Below are 15808 nucleotides of genomic sequence, written 5' to 3'. Positions count from 1 at the left end.
TCGTGCCGCCCATGGCCCGATCCGCCCGTTCCGCTGCCCTGATGACGGCGGGGCTCCTGCTGCTGACCGCCTGCGGCGGCGCCGACGCCGCCGCGCCGGACGCCGCCGGCGCGGCCGGTGACGGATATCCGGTGACGCTCCACAACTGCGGACGCACCGTCACCGTCACCTCCGCACCGCACCACGCGGTCTCCCTCAACCAGGGTTCGACGGAGATCCTGCTCTCCCTCGGCCTCGCCGACCGGCTCGCGGCCACCGCCACCTGGACCGACCCCGTCATGAAGGGCCTGGAGAAGGCCAACGCGAAAGTCCCCAGGCTCTCCGACAACGCCCCCTCCTCGGAGAAGGTGCTGGAGCAGGAGCCCGACTTCGTCAGCGCCTCCTTCGAGTCCACCCTCGGCAAGGGCGGGGTCGCGCCCCGCGAGCAGTTCGAGGACCTGGGCGTCCCCACGTACGTCTCGCCCGCCGACTGCACCGGCAAGGACAACAGCGGCGACGGCGACGGAGCCCGCTCCACCGCCCTTGCGCTCGACAGCGTCTACGGCGAGATACGCGACCTGGCCAAGGTGTTCGGCGTACCGGAACGCGGCGAGAAACTCATAGCCGGGCTGCGGGCCCGGGTGACGAAGGCGACGGACGGCATCGACGCCTCCGGCACCACCCTCCTCTACTGGTTCGCCAACTCCGAGGCCCCGTACCTGGCCGGCTGCTGCGGGGCGCCCGGCATCATCACCGACGAACTCGGCGCGAAGAACGTCTTCGACGACACCCACGAGGAGTGGCCCCAGATCAACTGGGAGACCATCGCCGACCGCGACCCGGACGTCCTCGTCATCGGCGACCTCACCCGCAAGTCGCAGTCGGCCGAGAGCGCCGTGAAGAAGATCGCGTTCCTTGAGTCCAACCCGGTCACCCGGAACATGGACGCCGTAAGGAACAAGCGGTACGTCCTGCTCAGCGGCCAGGCCATGAACCCCACCATCCGCACGGTGGAAGGCATCGAGCTCGTCGCCGCGGGACTGCGCGAGTTCGGACTGGCCGGATGACGGGCGACAAAGGGACAACGGCCGACACAGCGCCCACGGCCTACGGGGACCTGAGGGCCGCCGCGGACCTGAATGTCGAGGGAGACCGGTCGGCCGGGCGCCGCGCTAGCCTGCGGACGGTGCCCGAACCGCTCCTGTGGGGCGCCGGGGCCGTTCTCCTCCTGGCCTCCGTCGCGGTGGCCGTCACCATCGGCCCGGCCCGTATCTCCGTCGCCGACGTGTGGTCGGTGGTCGCCGCCCATCTGGGCCTCGGTGGAACGGAGTCGAGCCCGATCAGGGACGGCATCGTCTGGGATCTCAGGATGCCGCGCACCCTGCTCGCCGCCGTCTGTGGCGCCGGGCTCGCGGTCTGCGGGACCGTCATGCAGTCGCTGCTGCGCAACCCGCTCGCCGATCCCTTCGTCCTCGGCGTCTCCTCGGGGGCGTCCACCGGTGCGGTCGTGGTCGTGGTGCTGGGGGTCGGCGGGGGAGCGGTCTCCCTCTCGGCCGGCGCGTTCGTCGGGGCGCTCGCCTCGTTCGCCCTCGTGCTCCTGCTCAGCCACACCCTCGGCGGCACCACGGACCGGGTCGTCCTCTCCGGAGTCGCGGTCATGCAGCTGTTCTCCGCGCTCACCTCGTTCGTCGTGATGACCGCCGCCGACGCCGAACAGACTCGCGGGGTGCTGTTCTGGCTGCTCGGCTCGCTCAGCGGGGTCGGCTGGACGGACGTACGGCTCTGCACCGCCGTGGTCGTGGTCACCCTGGCGGTCTGCCTGGGGCACGCCCGTACGCTCGACGCCTTCGCCTTCGGGCAGGACGCCGCGGCCACCCTGGGCGTCCATGTCGCGCGCACCCGGACCGTGCTGCTCTGCACCACCGCGCTGCTGACCGCCGCGCTGGTCAGCTCGGCCGGGGCGATCGGCTTCGTCGGCCTGGTGCTCCCGCACGCCGCCCGGGCCCTCGCCGGAGCGGGGCACCGCAGGCTGCTGCCGGTCACGGCGCTGGCCGGAGCCGTCTTCCTGGTCTGGGTCGACACCCTGGCCAGGACGGTCCTGGACCCGCAGGAGGTGCCGGTCGGCGTGGTCACCGCGCTGATCGGGGTACCGGCCTTCGTGCTCGTCCTGCACCGCACCCGGAGGGTCGTATGACCGCCCGCGCCGAGGGCCTGCGGGCCGATCGGGTGAGCCGGGCGGCGGGCGGCCGCCTCATCCTCGACGGGGTGACCCTCGCACCTGCGCCGGGCGCCACCGTCGGCCTGATCGGGCCCAACGGGTCAGGGAAATCAACCCTGTTGCGGATGCTCGCGGGCCTCCTCCCACCGGAGGGCGGGCTTGTCACCCTCGACGGCGAGCCGCTTGCGGCGACCAGCCGGCGCACCGTGGCCCGGCGGGTCGCCGTGGTCGACCAGCACGCGGCCACCCAGGTCGAACTGAGCGTCCTCGACGTCGTACGCCTCGGGCGCATCCCGCACCGCAGGGCCTGGTCCGCACCGGGGCCCGCGGACGACGAGGCCGTGCGCGAGGCCCTGGAACGCACCGGGCTGACCGGCCGTGCCGGGCAGTCCTGGCACACCCTGTCCGGCGGCGAACGCCAACGGGTCCAGATCGCCCGCGCCCTGGCCCAGCGGCCACGCGAACTCCTGCTGGACGAACCCACCAACCACCTGGACATCCAGCACCAGCTGGATCTGCTGACGCTGGTGACCGCACTGCCGCTCACCTGCGTCGTCGCCCTCCACGACCTGAACCTCGCCGCGATGTTCTGCGACCTGGTCACGGTGCTGGACGGCGGACGGGTGGTCGCCGCGGGCACTCCGCAGGAGGTGATCACCGAGCGGCTGATCGCGGACGTCTACCGGGTGCGGTCGGTGGTCACCCCGGAAGGCCCGCGGGGACGGCCGAGCGTGCGCTTCCTGCCCACCGCCCGAAAGTGACGCGAGCAGGGCGCGGGGCGTGAGCAGGGTGCGGGGCGTGAGCAGGGCGCGGGGGCGGATCCGCGACGGCGGACCCGCCCCCACGCCCTGCTCGCTCCGGCCCCCTGGCGTGCCGCCGGGGCCCGGGTCGGGTCAGCGGCGCCGGCCCTGGCCGAACTCGCCGCCCGTGTCCTTGCCGGTACCCATGTTCTTGCCGGTACCGGTGTCCATGCCGTCCGCGTAGTCGATCTTCTCCTTGCGGACCTCGGCGGAGACCTCCTTCTGCTCGGTCACCCGGTCCCGCTCCAGCCGCACCCGCTCCACGGCAACGGCCTCCTTGCGCACGGTCGCGCGCTCGGCGTGGAGGGTCACCTCGACGTCCTGCTCACCGATGGAGGTCTGCCCGGTCACCTTCTCGCCCGGCGCCAGCGGCTCCCGGACGACGCGTACCTCCTCGTGCGAGACGGGCACCGTGCGGGTGACCTCCTCCGTCACGACGTACTTGTGCAGGCGGGCCCTCCCGCTCTCGTACTCCTCCGTGCCGACGCGCAGCTGTTCCTCGGAGCGGATGAGTTCCTCCTGGTCGGCGAGGTCGGCCTTCGACATGTCGGGGGCGGACCTCTCGGCTCCGGCGCCCACCAGCGGTCGGGTTCCGGCCGAGGCATCGGCGTCCCGCTTGCCGGCGCCCGGCATGCCCGTGCCCGTCATGCCCGCGGTACCGCCGGTCGCCTTGCCGGTGCCGGTCGTACGGGCCGCGCCCGCCGCCCCGGCGCCCGCGGCTGCTCCGGCCGCACCGCCCATCGCGCCCGTGCCGGCCGTCGTCCGGCCGTCCGCGCCCATGCCCGTACCCGCGGTGGTACCGGGCTTCCTCGTGAGTCCGTAGTGGCGGTAGAGCTCTTCCTCCTCGGCGACCGAGAGGTGGGCGTCCGCGTCGACCCGGGGAGCGTCCTTGACGCTCTCCTTCGGGTGCGCCACATGCAGGTCCGAGCCGACCCGACGGGCTCCGGCGAGCGGAACGAAGCTCTCCTTCATCCCGAACATGCCGGTCTTGACCGTGACCCAGTCGGGCTTTCCGGTGTCGTCGTCCACGTACACGCGGCCGACACTGCCGACCTTCTCGCCCCCGTTGTCGTAGACGGTGAGACCGTCGAGCTCTCCGGAATCCGTGAAACCGTCAGCGGCTGCCATGACCGATGCCTCCTCGCCCGGACGCGTCCTGTGGTGGGTCCACTCAGGTGCGGCACGCCCGGTTCCATCGCGCCTCACCCGGATGGCCCCTGCAACCCACCGACCGCCCGGGGCCGTGCGGAGAGGGCACGTCGCACCCGCTCGGGCCCGCGACCGCCGGGATGGGTGACCCGGACCACCTGTTAGGCCAAACGGGTGACTGCCCTGGTGGTGGGCCGGGTGGGCCCCGGTGACGGTCCGGGGGGCACCCGGCCGGGCGGCGGGCAGGCGGCGTCCGGCAGGACCGGCGCCCCGCATAGGATCGACCGGCCTTCGTCGTCCGTACCGGAGGGCCGTCACACCACGGCCGGCCGCCGCACACCCCCGGGAACCGCCATCACTTCCGTCCCCCTTCAGCTCCCGGCGCCGCGCGGGTGCCTGCGCACCCGGCACGAGGACGGCCACCGGCTGGGCCATCTGGTCTGGCGGCTGGCCCCCGGCAGCCGTGTCTGCAGCAGCGCGGTCCTCGGCGGCGGCATCGGCGACCGAGCCTGGATCCTCAACGCCCAGGTGCCCGGCGGATACCCCAGGCTCGACCCCGACCGTCACCTCGCGGAGATCGCGGCGGCGGAGGGGCTCGACGGACCCGGCGCCGGACTCATGACCGCCGCCGACGTGAGCGCCTGGACCGAGGCACACGACGAGGGGGTGACGGCCACCGTCACCAGCGGCCTCGGCGTACGCGGCTGGGCGGCCGTACCGGCACCGGGCGCGGGCGGCCCGCCGGAGCCCGGGACGGTCAACATCGTCGTCACACTCCCGGTCGCCCTCAGCGACGCCGCCCTGGTCAACGCGGTCGCCACCGCCACCGAGGCGAAGGTCCAGGCGCTCCTTGACGCCGGGCTCGACTGCTCCGGCACCCCCACGGACGCCGTCTGCGTCGCCGTGCCCGCCCCAGGACCCGAGGGTACGGAGCCGTTCGCCGGACCCCGGTCCGTCTGGGGCGCACGCCTGGCGAGGGCGGTGCACGCGGCCGTGTTCGAAGGCGCGACGGCCCACCTGCGCGACGAACACGAGCGGAGCCGTACGACCGACGGGCCCGGGGCCGCCGGCCGATGACGCCCGCGGGGCCGCCGTCCCCGCACCCCGCCCCCGCACCGCCGCTCTCAGGCCACCGTCACCGGGTGGCGGACCACCGCGTCGAAGAGGTACCCCTGCGTGTTGTGCGCGGCGGTCTCCGGCTGCGTCCGCCCGGACCGGTCCGTGGCCCGCGCCAGCAGGACACCCGGACCGGTACGGTCCGGCACCCACTCCGCCGACCAGCGCACCCAGCCGCCCGCGCGCGGCTCGTCGCGCAGCCGGGCCCGCCGCCACCGGACACCGCCGTCCGTGCTGACCTCCACCGAACGGACCGGGGCACCGCCCGACCAGGACCGGCCCGTCAGCTCGACCCGCCGGTGCGCGGTGAAGGAGGCGCCGAGCGGAAGCTCGAAGGCGCTCTTCAGCGTCTGCCGGGTCAGTGGCGCACTGCCCTCCGCGGGATAACCGGGACCGAACAGCCGGTAGAGGGTGGTGTTCCACGGGGAGACCAGTGGATCGGCGCTCACCTCGATGTCACCCACCCACTTGATGTTGGCGATCCCCACCCACGAGGGCACGACGAGCCGCACCGGGAAGCCGTGGTCCGGCGGAAGCGGTTCGCCGTTCATCTCGTACGCGAGCAGCACGTCGTCCAGGGCCTTGGCCACCGGAAGCGGCCTGCGCACCCGCCCCAGGTTCACGCCGTCGGTCACGACCTCCGCGTCCAGGCCGCGCGGCAGCACGTCGACGGCGTGCCGGCCGATGCCCGCCCGGCGCAGCACCGTCCGCAGCGGCACCCCGCGCCAGCGCGCGGTGCCGATCGCGCCGAGCGTCCACGCGGTGCCGCTGACCTGCTGGTTCTGCTGGGTGGTGTAGAAACTGCGTCCGTTGCCCGCGCACTCGACGAACGCGGTCCGGGTGACGGACGGCAGGGCGCGCAGATCGTCGTACGAGAAGTCCGCCGGGCCGCCGGTCAGCCCGTCGCCCCAGACGGTGAGCTTCCAGTCGGCCGCCTCGACGCGGGGTGTCGCGGTGTGGTTCCGCACGAAGAAGCGGTCCGTGGGGGTGAGTACTCCCGTCCCGCGCAGCGCCGCGAAGTTGGTCTCCGCGTTGGTGCCCCGGATGGTGAACAGGTCGGCGGGCAACGGCTTCACCACGCCGGGCAGCGACTCGGCCGCGTGCGCGGGCGTCGCGGCCGAGGCCAGCGGAACGGCCACGGAGGCGGCGGCCACCAGCCTCAGCAGGTCCCGCCGGTCGATGCCGGCCGACCGGGCCCGGCCATCGGCCCACTGGCGCATGCGCAACCGGTCGTACGCGGACTCGGACAGCGGCGGGTGATCCATGACGAACGCTCCTCGGGGAGGGAAGAGGGAGAGCCGACGCGGCTTCGCCGCGGGCCGGTTACGGACCGTAGGGCGAGCCGCGCGCGCCGGGAAGGCGCTCGCCCGCCCTGCCACGAACCTGCAATGCGGTGGCAACAGCGGGGAACCGGCCGTACGCGTTGCCCAGGGCGAGACGGACGGCCGAAAGGGTTTGCCCGCCACCCCGCACCGCACCGAACATGGCGCCATGACCTCACCCACCATCACGGCCGCGGCCTCGGGCACGTGGACCCTGGGCGACCGATCGGTCAACCGGATCGGCTTCGGCTCCATGCGGCTGCCGCAGACCGGCGCCGCCTTCGACCCCGACGCGGCTCCGCGCGACCGCGACCAGGCGATCGGAGTACTGCGCCGGGCGGTCGAGCTCGGTGTCAACCACATCGACACCGCGGCCTTCTACTTCTCACGCCTGCGCTCCGCCAACGAACTGATCAACCGGGCGCTCGCGCCCTATCCGGACGACCTCGTCATCACCACCAAGGTGGGCCCCGGACGGGCCCCTTCGGGCGAATGGATCCCCCACGCGACCCCGGAACGGCTGCGCGAGCAGGTCGAGGAGAACCTGCGCCAGCTCGGCCGCGACCACCTCGACGTCGTCAACCTCCGTGTACTGGGGCCCGATTCGATAGCCGAACGCTTCGGCGCGCTCGCCGAACTGCGCGAGCGCGGACTCATCCGGCACCTCGGCATCTCCAACGTGCGCCCCGAACACCTCGCCGAGGCACGGAAGATCGCCCCGGTGGTCTGCGTACAGAACCTCTACGGCATCGGAGTGCGTCCCGACCAGGACGAGTTCGTCGACAGCTGCGGTGAGCAGGGCATCGCGTTCGTACCGTTCTACTCGATCGCCGGTGCCGGTCGCGACAAGGGAGCCGGAGCGGCGCCGGAGCACGACGAGGTGGCGGAGGTCGCGCGGGCCCACGGCGCGAGTGCCGCGCAGGTGCGGCTGGCATGGACGTTGCACCGCGGCCCCCACGTACTGGCCATTCCCGGTACCGGCGATCCGGCCCACCTGGAGGAGAACGTGGCGGCCGGGGCCCTGCGGCTGACGAAGGAGGAGCTGGTCGCCCTGGACGCGGCCCACCACGCGGTCACCCCGCCCGCCGACGCCTGACGCATGGGGCGCACCGCCCCGTGCCCCTGTCCCGGTCGGCGGTACGCACGTGGGGCGCGGCCCGAAGGCCGCGCCCCACGCTCCCCGCATCCGGACGGTGCCCGCCCCGCCGGATCACTCCTCGGTCAGCATTCCGTCGCGCAGCTTGCGCAGCATGCGGCTGAGCAGCCGCGACACGTGCATCTGCGAGATGCCCAGTTCGGCACCGATCTGAGCCTGCGTCAGCTCTTGGCCGAAGCGCATGTCGATGATCAGGCGTTCCCGCGCGTCCAGCCGGTCCATGAGCGGGGCGAGCGCCTGGAGGTTCTCCACGCCCTCCATGGCGGAGTCCGGTTCGCCGAGCACGTCGGCGAAGGTCCGGCCGTTGGTGTGCGGGCGGCCCGACTCGCCGCTGTCGGTGGGCATGTCGAGCGAGCCGGCGGTGTAGCCGTTCGAAGCGACGATGCCCTCGGTGATCTCCTCCGGCGACATCTCCAGGTGGTCGGCGAGCTCCTGCACCGTCGGGTCGCGGTCCAGCTCGACGGCGAGGAGGTCCTTGGCCTTGGCGAGGTCGACCCGCAGCTCCTGGAGCCGCCGGGGAACGTGGACGGCCCAGCTGGTGTCACGGAAGAATCGTTTGATCTCACCGACGATGTACGGCACCGCGAAGGAGGTGAACTCCACTTCGCGCGAGAGGTCGAACCGGTCGATGGCCTTGATCAGCCCGATGGTGCCGACCTGGACGATGTCCTCCATGTCCCCGCTGCCCCGGTTGCGGAACCGTCCTGCGGCGAAGCGGACGAGGGAGAGATTCATCTCGATCAGCGTGTTCCGCGCGTACTGGTGGGCGGCGGTTCCCTCCTCCAGCTCCTGGAGGCGGTCGAAGAAGACGCGCGAGAGCTGGCGCGCGTCCTGAGGAGCGACCTTTCCCGCCTCCTCGATCCACGGGAGCCCGTCCGTCACCTCCGCCTTGTCCGCCTTGGTGGTCCGTGCCGTGTGTGCGGTCATCCCGTCACGCTCCCCTGGATCGAATGCCCTCAGGTACTGGCACCTTCCCCGGGCCCGGGGCCTCATGCGCCGTCAGCGAAACGGATCAGGACAGGAGTTCGGAATTGGCCGGGAAGTGACGGTGCCGGCACGCAGCCGCCTTCACCGGAGGGGCCGAGGGCCCGTAGGGGTGCGCAACCGCCCCGCCGGTACGGGGGAGCCCGGCGGGGCGGTCGCCACCAGAGTGCCACAGGCGGGCACCGCCGGGAGGCGGACCGGCCGGGTTCCCCCGTCCGTGACGCTGACCACCGCCGGAACCGGGAATACGGGACCGCCGTAGGCGCTTTTCGCCAGATGGCGGCGCCACTGTCCGGCACCGCGCCCACCGAGGAACACCGGAGCGAGGAAAGCATGTCCGAGGTCTACGTCACCGATCACCGCGGAGCCCGCGCGAGCGGGGGGAGCGGCACGGTGGGCGCCCCCGCCCCCGCACGGGAGAGCTCCGGTCTTCCCCTCCATCCCCTGGACAACCCGTCCCTCGCCGCGCTGACCGGGACCCAGGCGCACTTCGCCGAACGTCTCGGACGCGTCGCGCGCTACTCCGCCGACGTGGCGCCCTGGTTCGCCTTGCCCCAGGAGCCGGACGCGCGGGACTGGGCCGACGTCGCCGCACTCGCCGGGCCCGGCGCCCCGGTCGCGCTCATGGGCGTACGGCAGGCGCCGCCGGAGGACTGGGAGATCGAATTCGAGATCGACGGCGTGCAGCTCACCGGCGAGGGGCTGCGCCCGGAGCCGTACCCCGAGGCGGTCCGGCTCGGCGCCGAGGACGTGCCGGAGATGCTGGAGCTGGTCGAGCGCACCCGCCCGGGGCCGTTCCTGCCGCGCACCGTGGAGCTCGGTACGTACCTGGGCGTGCGGCGCGAGGGGGTGCTGGTCGCGATGGCGGGGGAGCGGGTGCGCCCGGCAGGCTGGAGCGAGATCAGCGCGGTCTGCACCGACGAGTCCGTACGGGGCCAGGGCCTCGCTACCCGGCTGGTGCTGGCGGTCGCCCATGAGATCACCGGGCGTGGCGACATCCCGTTCCTGCACGCCGCGGCCGAGAACGCCGGAGCGGTCCGGCTCTACGAGTCCCTCGGCTTCCGGCTCCGCCGCACCACCGTGTTCCGGGGCGCGATCACCCCGGCGATCCTGCCGTCCCCGGTGGCCGGCGTCTGATCGCGCGTTCTCCGTGAAGGGGGTGACCGGTTCGCCGGCCACCCCCTCTTTTTCGCGTGCGCGCCCTCAGGTTGTTCGCGTGCGTACCCTCAGGCGGCCGGGTGGACCAGGCGGAACATGCCGGTCATGTCGCCGGGCGTGAACCCCTCGCGCGTGTAGAGAGCCGCCCCCTCTCCGGTGGAGAAGAGCCCGACGAAGGCGGTGGCCGGTGCGGTGTTCCGCACGTGGTCCAGGAGCCTGCGCAGCAGCAGCGTTCCGATCCCCCGGCCCTGATGGGAGGGCATGACGGCCAGGTCCTGCACGTAGAAGTAGGAGACGCCGTCTCCCACCAGCCGCCCCATGCCGATCACCTCCTGGCCCTCCAGTGCGACGACGCCGGCCGTGGAGCCGGCGAGGGAGGCGGGCAGGAACTCCCAGGCGAAGGCGTGGGACCAGCCCACCGCCTCGGCGATCCCGCGGTGTTCGTCCGGGGTGGGGAGCCGGTCGGCCAGGGTGAGGGTGGTGCGTGTCACGGGACGGATTATCCGACATGCGTCCGGCGGCCTGGTGGGCCGCCCGTGCGGTGCCCGGCGGCGTGGTGGGCCGCCCGTGCTGGTGGGTCGCCCGTGCTGGTCCCGGCGGCCTGGTGGGTCGCCCGTGCGGTGCCCGGCGACCGGTGTCCCATCCGGCTGCCCCGCTCCCCGAAAAGTCCCGACGCGACAAGTGTCCCGCTGCGACATTTTTGGGTGTACGGTGCAGACATGAGCACGGAGCAGAGGGAACCGGAGAGGCGGGGCCGCAAGGCCCGCCGGACCCGGGACACGCTGGCCCGGGCCGCGTTCGAGCTCGTACTCGACCGGGGTCTGCGCAACGTGACGGTCGAGGAGATCGCGGAAGCGGCCGACGTCGACCGGCGCACCTTCAGCCGGTACTTCCGGAGCAAGGAGGACGCGGTCCTCGACGCCGTACGCGGCGACGGCGACCGCATCAACGAAGCCCTGCGCGCCCGGCCCGCCGCCGAGCCCCCGCTCACCGCCTACCGGCGGGCCGTACTCGACTGGCTCGACGACACGGAGGCCGGGCCCTGGCACCTGCGCCCCCGGATCTTCGAACTCCTGGTCCTCGCCGAGGAGGAGCCGACCCTCTACGCCGCGTACCACCACATCCGGGTGGACGCCCAGGAGGAATCGGTCCTCATCCTCGCGGACCGGCTCGGCGTGGACCGTCGCGAGGACCTCCGTCCCGCGGTGACGGTCGCGGCGGGAGCCGGAGCCCTGCTCGCGGCGCAGGCCGCCTGGGTCCGCGGCGGTCTCCCTGACGTCCTGCCCGAACTCGTGGTCCAGGCGTTCGATGCCCTCTCCGCGGACCTCCTGACCCCGGCCCCGCACGGACCGGCGCACCACAGCACCACAGAAAGAAGCACCTCATCATGAGCACTGACCTCTCCACCTCCTACGCGACCGAGTTCGCCGGCAAGGTCGCGCTGGTCACCGGCGGCGCCTCCGGCATCGGCCTGGCCCTGTCGAAGCGCCTCGCGGCCGGCGGCGCGGCGGTCGTCGTCGCCGACTACGACGAGGAGAGCGCCCGCAAGGCCGTCGCGGAGCTGACGGCCACCGGCGCCCGCGCCGCCGCCGTCCGCCTGGACGTCACCGACCCCGCCTCCGTCGAAGCGGGCGTCCGGTTCGCCGTCGACACCTTCGGCGCCCTGAACCTCGCCGTGAACAACGCCGGCATCGGCGGCCCCGCCGCCCCCACCGGCGAGTACGCCGTCGAGGCATGGAACCGTGTCGTCGCCACCAACCTCAGCGGCGTCTTCCACTCGATGCGCTACGAGATCCCCGAACTGCTCAAGGCCGGGGGCGGTGCCATCGTCAACATCTCCTCCATCCTCGGCACCAACGGCTTCGCCCAGTCCCCGGCGTACGTCGCCGCCAAGCACGGCGTCGTAGGTCTGACCAAGACGGCAGCCCTGGAGTACGCGGCGCAGAACATCCGCGTCAACGCCGTGGGCCCGGGCTTCATCGACACCCCGCTGCTGCGCGACACCGAGGGCCCGGCGCGCGACCACCTGATCTCGCTCCACCCCGCGGGCCGTCTGGGCACCTCGGAGGAGGTCGCCGAGCTGGCCACGTTCCTGCTCTCCGACCGCGCCTCCTTCATCCACGGCAGCTACCACCTGGTCGACGGCGGCTACTCCGCCTCCTGACCACACCCCCTGGACACCAGGGGTCGACGGGGGCATCGAACACAGAGGAACGCCACCGGGGGACCGGCCGGGATCCGGCCGGACCGGAGGCGGGCCGGGTACAGAACAGAGGAAGAACCATGAAGGCAGTTCAGTACCGCACCGTCGGCGCGGCACCCGAGGTCGTCGAGATACCGAAGCCGGTACCCGGACCGGGCCAGATCCTGCTGAAGGTCACCGCGGCCGGCGTCTGCCACTCCGACATCGCCGTGATGAGCTGGCCCGCCGAGCAGCTCACCTACCCGATGCCGCTCACCCTCGGCCACGAGGGCGTCGGCACCGTGGTCGAGCTGGGCGAGGGCGCCGAGGGCGTCTCCATCGGCGACAACGTCGCCGTCTACGGACCCTGGGGCTGCGGCACCTGCGTGAACTGCGCCGAGGGCCGGGAGAACTACTGCCTGCGAGCCGAGGAGCTCGGCATCATGCCGCCCGGGCTCGGCAACCCCGGCGCCATGGCCGAGTACATGATCGTCGACAACGCGCGCCACCTGGTCCAGATCGGCGACCTCGACCCGGTCAAGACGGTCTCCCTGACCGACGCCGGCCTCACGCCGTACCACGCGATCAAGCGCTCGCTGCCGAAGCTGGTGCCCGGTGCCACGGCCGTCGTCATCGGCACCGGCGGCCTCGGCCACGTCGCCATCCAGCTGCTGCGCGCGATGACCGCCGTCAAGGTCGTCGCCCTCGACGTCACCGAGGACAAGCTGGAGCTGGCCCGCAAGGTCGGTGCCCACGAGACCGTCCTGTCCGACGAGAACGCCGCCGCCAAGGTCCGCGAGCTCACCGGCGGCACCGGCGCCGAGGTCGTGCTCGACTTCGTCGGCGTCGACGCGACCGTCAAGACCGCCGGTGCGGTCGCCTCGGTCGACAGCGACGTCACCATCGTCGGCATCGGCGGCGGCCTCCTGCCCGTCGGCTTCGGGGTGCTGCCGTTCGCCACCTCGGTCACCGCACCGTACTGGGGCTCCCGCAAGGAGCTCGCCGAGGTCATCGAGCTGGCGCACGCCGGCGCCGTCGACGTCCACGTCGAGACCTTCTCCATCGACGAGGCGCCGCTCGCCTACGAGCGCCTGCACGACGGCAAGATCAACGGCCGGGCCGTCATTCTGCCCAACGGCTGACACCTGCCCCGGGTCCCGTCCTTCCTCCCCCCGGGGCGGGCGGGACCCGGTCTCTTCGCGGCTCGTACACGGCGCGTGTTCTCCACGGCCCGTACGAGCACGGAACCACCCGACGCGGGCCGCCGAACCACGGCGACGGCCCGCGTCGGCATGTCCGGAGGGCGCCGGTGTCCGGTCCGCGTCGGGACCGACCCGGCAGGGGCGGCCCGTCCGCACCCGCGGCCATACTGTCGCCATGGGATTCGCCGCGCTGCTCACGCTCCCCACCCTCGTGGTCGGTCTGACCGTGCTCGCCTTCGCCGACCAGCTGATGCTGCGCTTCTCCCGCGCCGGCGTGCTGCCCTGGCGCAACGGCGCCCGGCAGGGCCAGGTCTCCGCGACCGGGTTCGAGCAGCTGCACGCCACCTTCTCGCCCGGCAAACAGAGCGAACTCAAGGAACGCGCCTGCGCTTTGCTGCTGCGCGACGACGAGGAGGACGGCGCCCCGCCGCACCGTTCGACCGTCGACCTGGACGGTGGCCGGGCCGTCATCCGGCTGCCGGCCACGGCCCCGGAGCGCGACTGAACGCGGCAGGACGCCGTATCCCCGGAGACGCCCGTCCGTCCGTTCCTCTACACTCGCACCATGGGTTCGTACTACTACTTCCGCTGATCCGCTCCGGCGAGGACCGTCGCAGCCCCGCGCCGAGCGCGCTGTCCCGGTACCCGCCGCCGACCGGAAATCACGCCTGCCGCGCGCCCGTCCTCGACGCCGCGCACCCGGGCCCTCCCTCAGCGAAAGCAGCAGGAACCACACCCATGTCCGCATCGCGCGACCGCTCTCAGATCACCCTCCAGGACGTCACGCTGGCCTACGGCGACAGGACCGTCCTGGCGGGCGTCTCCCTCACCGTCCGGCCCGGCGAACACGTCGCCGTCATCGGCGAGAACGGCTCCGGCAAATCGACCTTGCTCCGGCTCATGTCCGGTGCCGAGGCCCCGGACGCCGGAGAGGTCGTCACCCGGTTTCCCGACGGCGTCGGCCACCTCGCCCAAACCCTCGCGCTCGCTCCGCACCACACCGTCCAGGACGCCGTCGACACCGCCCTCGCCGAACTCCGCGACCTGGAACACCGGATGCGCGAGGCCGAGGCCCGGCTGTCCGGCCCCGCTCCCGAGGCGATCGAACTCGACGCCTACGGTGAGCTGCTGACGACCTATCAGGATCGTGGCGGATACGAGGCCGATGCCCGCACCGACGCGGCGCTGCACGGTCTCGGACTCGCGCACCTGACCCGCGACCGTCCCCTGGCCACCCTCTCCGGCGGCGAACAGTCCCGGCTGGCCCTCGCCTGCGTGCTGGCCGCCGCACCGGAGTCGCTCCTGCTCGACGAGCCGACCAACCATCTCGATGTGCCCGCCGTGCGCTGGCTGGAGGACCACCTGCGCGCCCACCGGGGCACCCTCGTGGTGGTCACCCACGACCGCGCGTTCCTGGAGGCCACCACCACGGTCATCCTGGAGGTGGACCGCGACCGCCGCTCCGTCACCCGCCACGGCGACGGCTGGGAGGGCTACCGGACGGCGAAGACCGCGGCGCGGCGCCGATGGGCGCAGGAGCACCAGGAGTGGCTCACCGAACTCGCCCGTACCGAAGAGCTGGTGGAAGCCGCCGGCCGTCGGCTCCGGTCCACCGGCAAGGACCCGGGGGAGGGCTTCGGCAAGCACCGCCGCTCGCACGACACCAAACTCTCCGGCCGGGTCAAGGCCGCGCGGACGCGCCGGGACGCGCTGCTCGCCGCCCCCGTGCCTCCGCCGCCGGAGCCCCTGCGCTTCACGGCGGGGCTCACCCTCGCGACCGGGACGACCGGCGTGACGGACGCGATCGGCGCGGATGGCACCCCGGACAGGACCCGCGCGGACGGCACCCCGGACGCGACCGCCACGACGGGCGCCCCGGATGCGACGAGCACCCCGGACGCTGCCGGCACCCCGGCGCCCCTGCTCGCGCTGGATTCCGTCTCGGTGGGCGAGCGTCTGCGCCTGCCCGCGCTCGACGTGTTCCCCGGGCAGCGGCTCCTGGTCGCCGGCCCGAACGGCGCGGGCAAGACCACCCTGCTCAGGGTTCTCGCGGGCGACCTCGCCCCCGACTCCGGGACGGTCGTCCGGCGCGGCCGCGTCGGCTATCTCCCGCAGGAGCTGCCGGCCAGGCTGACCCGCCGCTCGCTCCTCGCCACCTACGCGGCCGGCCGGCCGGGCGCACCCGAGGAGTACGCCGGGGACCTGCTCGCCCTCGGACTGTTCCGTGCCGAGGACTTCGGTGTGGCGGTCCGTGACCTCTCCGTCGGTCAGCAGCGCAGACTCGCCCTCGCCCGGCTGGTGACCCGCCCCGCCGACGTACTCGTCCTGGACGAACCGACCAACCACGTCGCCCTCGACCTGGTCGAGGAGCTGGAGGCCGCGCTCGCCGTGTACGAGGGGGCGGTCGTCGTGGTCTCCCACGACCGGGCTTTCCGCGGCCGGTTCGCCGGGGACGTGCTGGAACTGCGCGAGGGACGTCCCGCCGAGGCTTCCCGGGCGACGGCAGGGACATAGGGCGGCGGGTCCGGCGGCGATCCGCCGG

Annotated in this window: 15 protein-coding genes; 11 read left to right on the top strand and 4 right to left on the bottom strand. The window is 73.2% G+C overall.

Features of this window, described 5'->3' with window-relative positions; translation table 11 throughout:
• Positions 1 to 2: 2 nt before the first annotated feature.
• Genes OHA55_RS31455 through OHA55_RS31445 form a run of 3 tightly spaced genes read left to right on the top strand, consistent with a single transcriptional unit; the run spans position 3 to position 2958 of the window.
• On the top strand, positions 3 to 1046 hold the full coding sequence (locus OHA55_RS31455; protein ID WP_266713554.1) for an ABC transporter substrate-binding protein: 1044 nt from the start codon (positions 3 to 5) through the stop codon (positions 1044 to 1046).
• Positions 1043 to 2173, top strand: coding sequence for an iron ABC transporter permease (locus tag OHA55_RS31450; protein WP_266712904.1), 1131 nt, complete (start codon positions 1043 to 1045; stop codon positions 2171 to 2173). Before OHA55_RS31455 ends, OHA55_RS31450 begins: the two co-directional genes overlap by 4 nt.
• Positions 2170 to 2958: an ABC transporter ATP-binding protein gene (locus OHA55_RS31445; protein ID WP_266712902.1), complete on the top strand. Its 789-nt coding sequence runs from the start codon at positions 2170 to 2172 to the stop codon at positions 2956 to 2958. Before OHA55_RS31450 ends, OHA55_RS31445 begins: the two co-directional genes overlap by 4 nt.
• 132 nt (positions 2959 to 3090) lie before the next feature.
• On the opposite strand, the gene OHA55_RS31440 is transcribed toward OHA55_RS31445, so the two are convergent.
• Positions 3091 to 4125 (bottom strand): PRC and DUF2382 domain-containing protein, encoded by a 1035-nt coding sequence (locus OHA55_RS31440; RefSeq protein WP_266712900.1) that lies wholly within the window; start codon positions 4123 to 4125, stop codon positions 3091 to 3093.
• 417 nt (positions 4126 to 4542) lie between these two features.
• Between OHA55_RS31440 and OHA55_RS31435 the strand changes: the two genes are divergently transcribed.
• Complete coding sequence (locus OHA55_RS31435; protein ID WP_266713552.1) at positions 4543 to 5223, top strand: adenosylcobinamide amidohydrolase; 681 nt, start codon at positions 4543 to 4545, stop codon at positions 5221 to 5223.
• Between the two features lie 47 nt (positions 5224 to 5270).
• On the opposite strand, the gene OHA55_RS31430 is transcribed toward OHA55_RS31435, so the two are convergent.
• Entirely contained in the window at positions 5271 to 6527 is a 1257-nt protein-coding gene (locus tag OHA55_RS31430) for a sulfite oxidase (protein ID WP_266712898.1), read from the bottom strand.
• A 226-nt stretch (positions 6528 to 6753) separates the two neighbouring features.
• On the opposite strand from OHA55_RS31430, the gene OHA55_RS31425 reads away from it, so the two are divergent.
• Positions 6754 to 7680 carry an oxidoreductase gene (locus tag OHA55_RS31425; protein ID WP_266712896.1) on the top strand — a complete coding sequence of 309 codons (927 nt, stop codon included), beginning with the start codon at positions 6754 to 6756 and terminating at the stop codon, positions 7678 to 7680.
• A 114-nt stretch (positions 7681 to 7794) separates the two neighbouring features.
• Here OHA55_RS31425 and OHA55_RS31420 read toward each other — a convergent pair whose 3' ends face one another.
• Entirely contained in the window at positions 7795 to 8667 is an 873-nt protein-coding gene (locus OHA55_RS31420; RefSeq protein WP_266712894.1) for an RNA polymerase sigma factor SigF, read from the bottom strand.
• A 333-nt stretch (positions 8668 to 9000) separates the two neighbouring features.
• Here OHA55_RS31420 and OHA55_RS31415 point away from each other — a divergent pair, with 333 nt between their 5' ends.
• Positions 9001 to 9861, top strand: coding sequence for a GNAT family N-acetyltransferase (locus OHA55_RS31415; protein ID WP_266712892.1), 861 nt, complete (start codon positions 9001 to 9003; stop codon positions 9859 to 9861).
• An 89-nt stretch (positions 9862 to 9950) separates the two neighbouring features.
• Here OHA55_RS31415 and OHA55_RS31410 read toward each other — a convergent pair whose 3' ends face one another.
• Positions 9951 to 10373: a GNAT family N-acetyltransferase gene (locus tag OHA55_RS31410; RefSeq protein WP_266712890.1), complete on the bottom strand. Its 423-nt coding sequence runs from the start codon at positions 10371 to 10373 to the stop codon at positions 9951 to 9953.
• Positions 10374 to 10601: 228 nt separating this feature from the next.
• Here OHA55_RS31410 and OHA55_RS31405 point away from each other — a divergent pair, with 228 nt between their 5' ends.
• From OHA55_RS31405 to OHA55_RS31385, 5 genes are all read left to right on the top strand, one after another.
• Positions 10602 to 11273 carry a TetR family transcriptional regulator gene (locus OHA55_RS31405; protein WP_266712888.1) on the top strand — a complete coding sequence of 224 codons (672 nt, stop codon included), beginning with the start codon at positions 10602 to 10604 and terminating at the stop codon, positions 11271 to 11273.
• A complete protein-coding gene (locus tag OHA55_RS31400) occupies positions 11270 to 12046 on the top strand; it encodes an SDR family NAD(P)-dependent oxidoreductase (protein ID WP_266712887.1) in 777 nt (258 codons plus the stop codon). Before OHA55_RS31405 ends, OHA55_RS31400 begins: the two co-directional genes overlap by 4 nt.
• A gap of 119 nt (positions 12047 to 12165) precedes the next feature.
• Complete coding sequence (locus OHA55_RS31395) at positions 12166 to 13206, top strand: NAD(P)-dependent alcohol dehydrogenase (protein ID WP_266712886.1); 1041 nt, start codon at positions 12166 to 12168, stop codon at positions 13204 to 13206.
• A gap of 235 nt (positions 13207 to 13441) precedes the next feature.
• Positions 13442 to 13771: a DUF6191 domain-containing protein gene (locus OHA55_RS31390; RefSeq protein ID WP_266712885.1), complete on the top strand. Its 330-nt coding sequence runs from the start codon at positions 13442 to 13444 to the stop codon at positions 13769 to 13771.
• 233 nt (positions 13772 to 14004) lie between these two features.
• On the top strand, positions 14005 to 15780 hold the full coding sequence (locus OHA55_RS31385) for an ABC-F family ATP-binding cassette domain-containing protein (RefSeq protein ID WP_266712884.1): 1776 nt from the start codon (positions 14005 to 14007) through the stop codon (positions 15778 to 15780).
• The last annotated feature ends 28 nt before the right edge of the window (positions 15781 to 15808 follow it).

The sequence above is a fragment of the Streptomyces sp. NBC_00102 genome (assembly GCF_026343115.1).
Taxonomy (GTDB): domain Bacteria; phylum Actinomycetota; class Actinomycetes; order Streptomycetales; family Streptomycetaceae; genus Streptomyces.
Note: the sequence above shows the minus strand (reverse complement) of the source record. Positions and strands in the feature narration are given on the sequence as shown.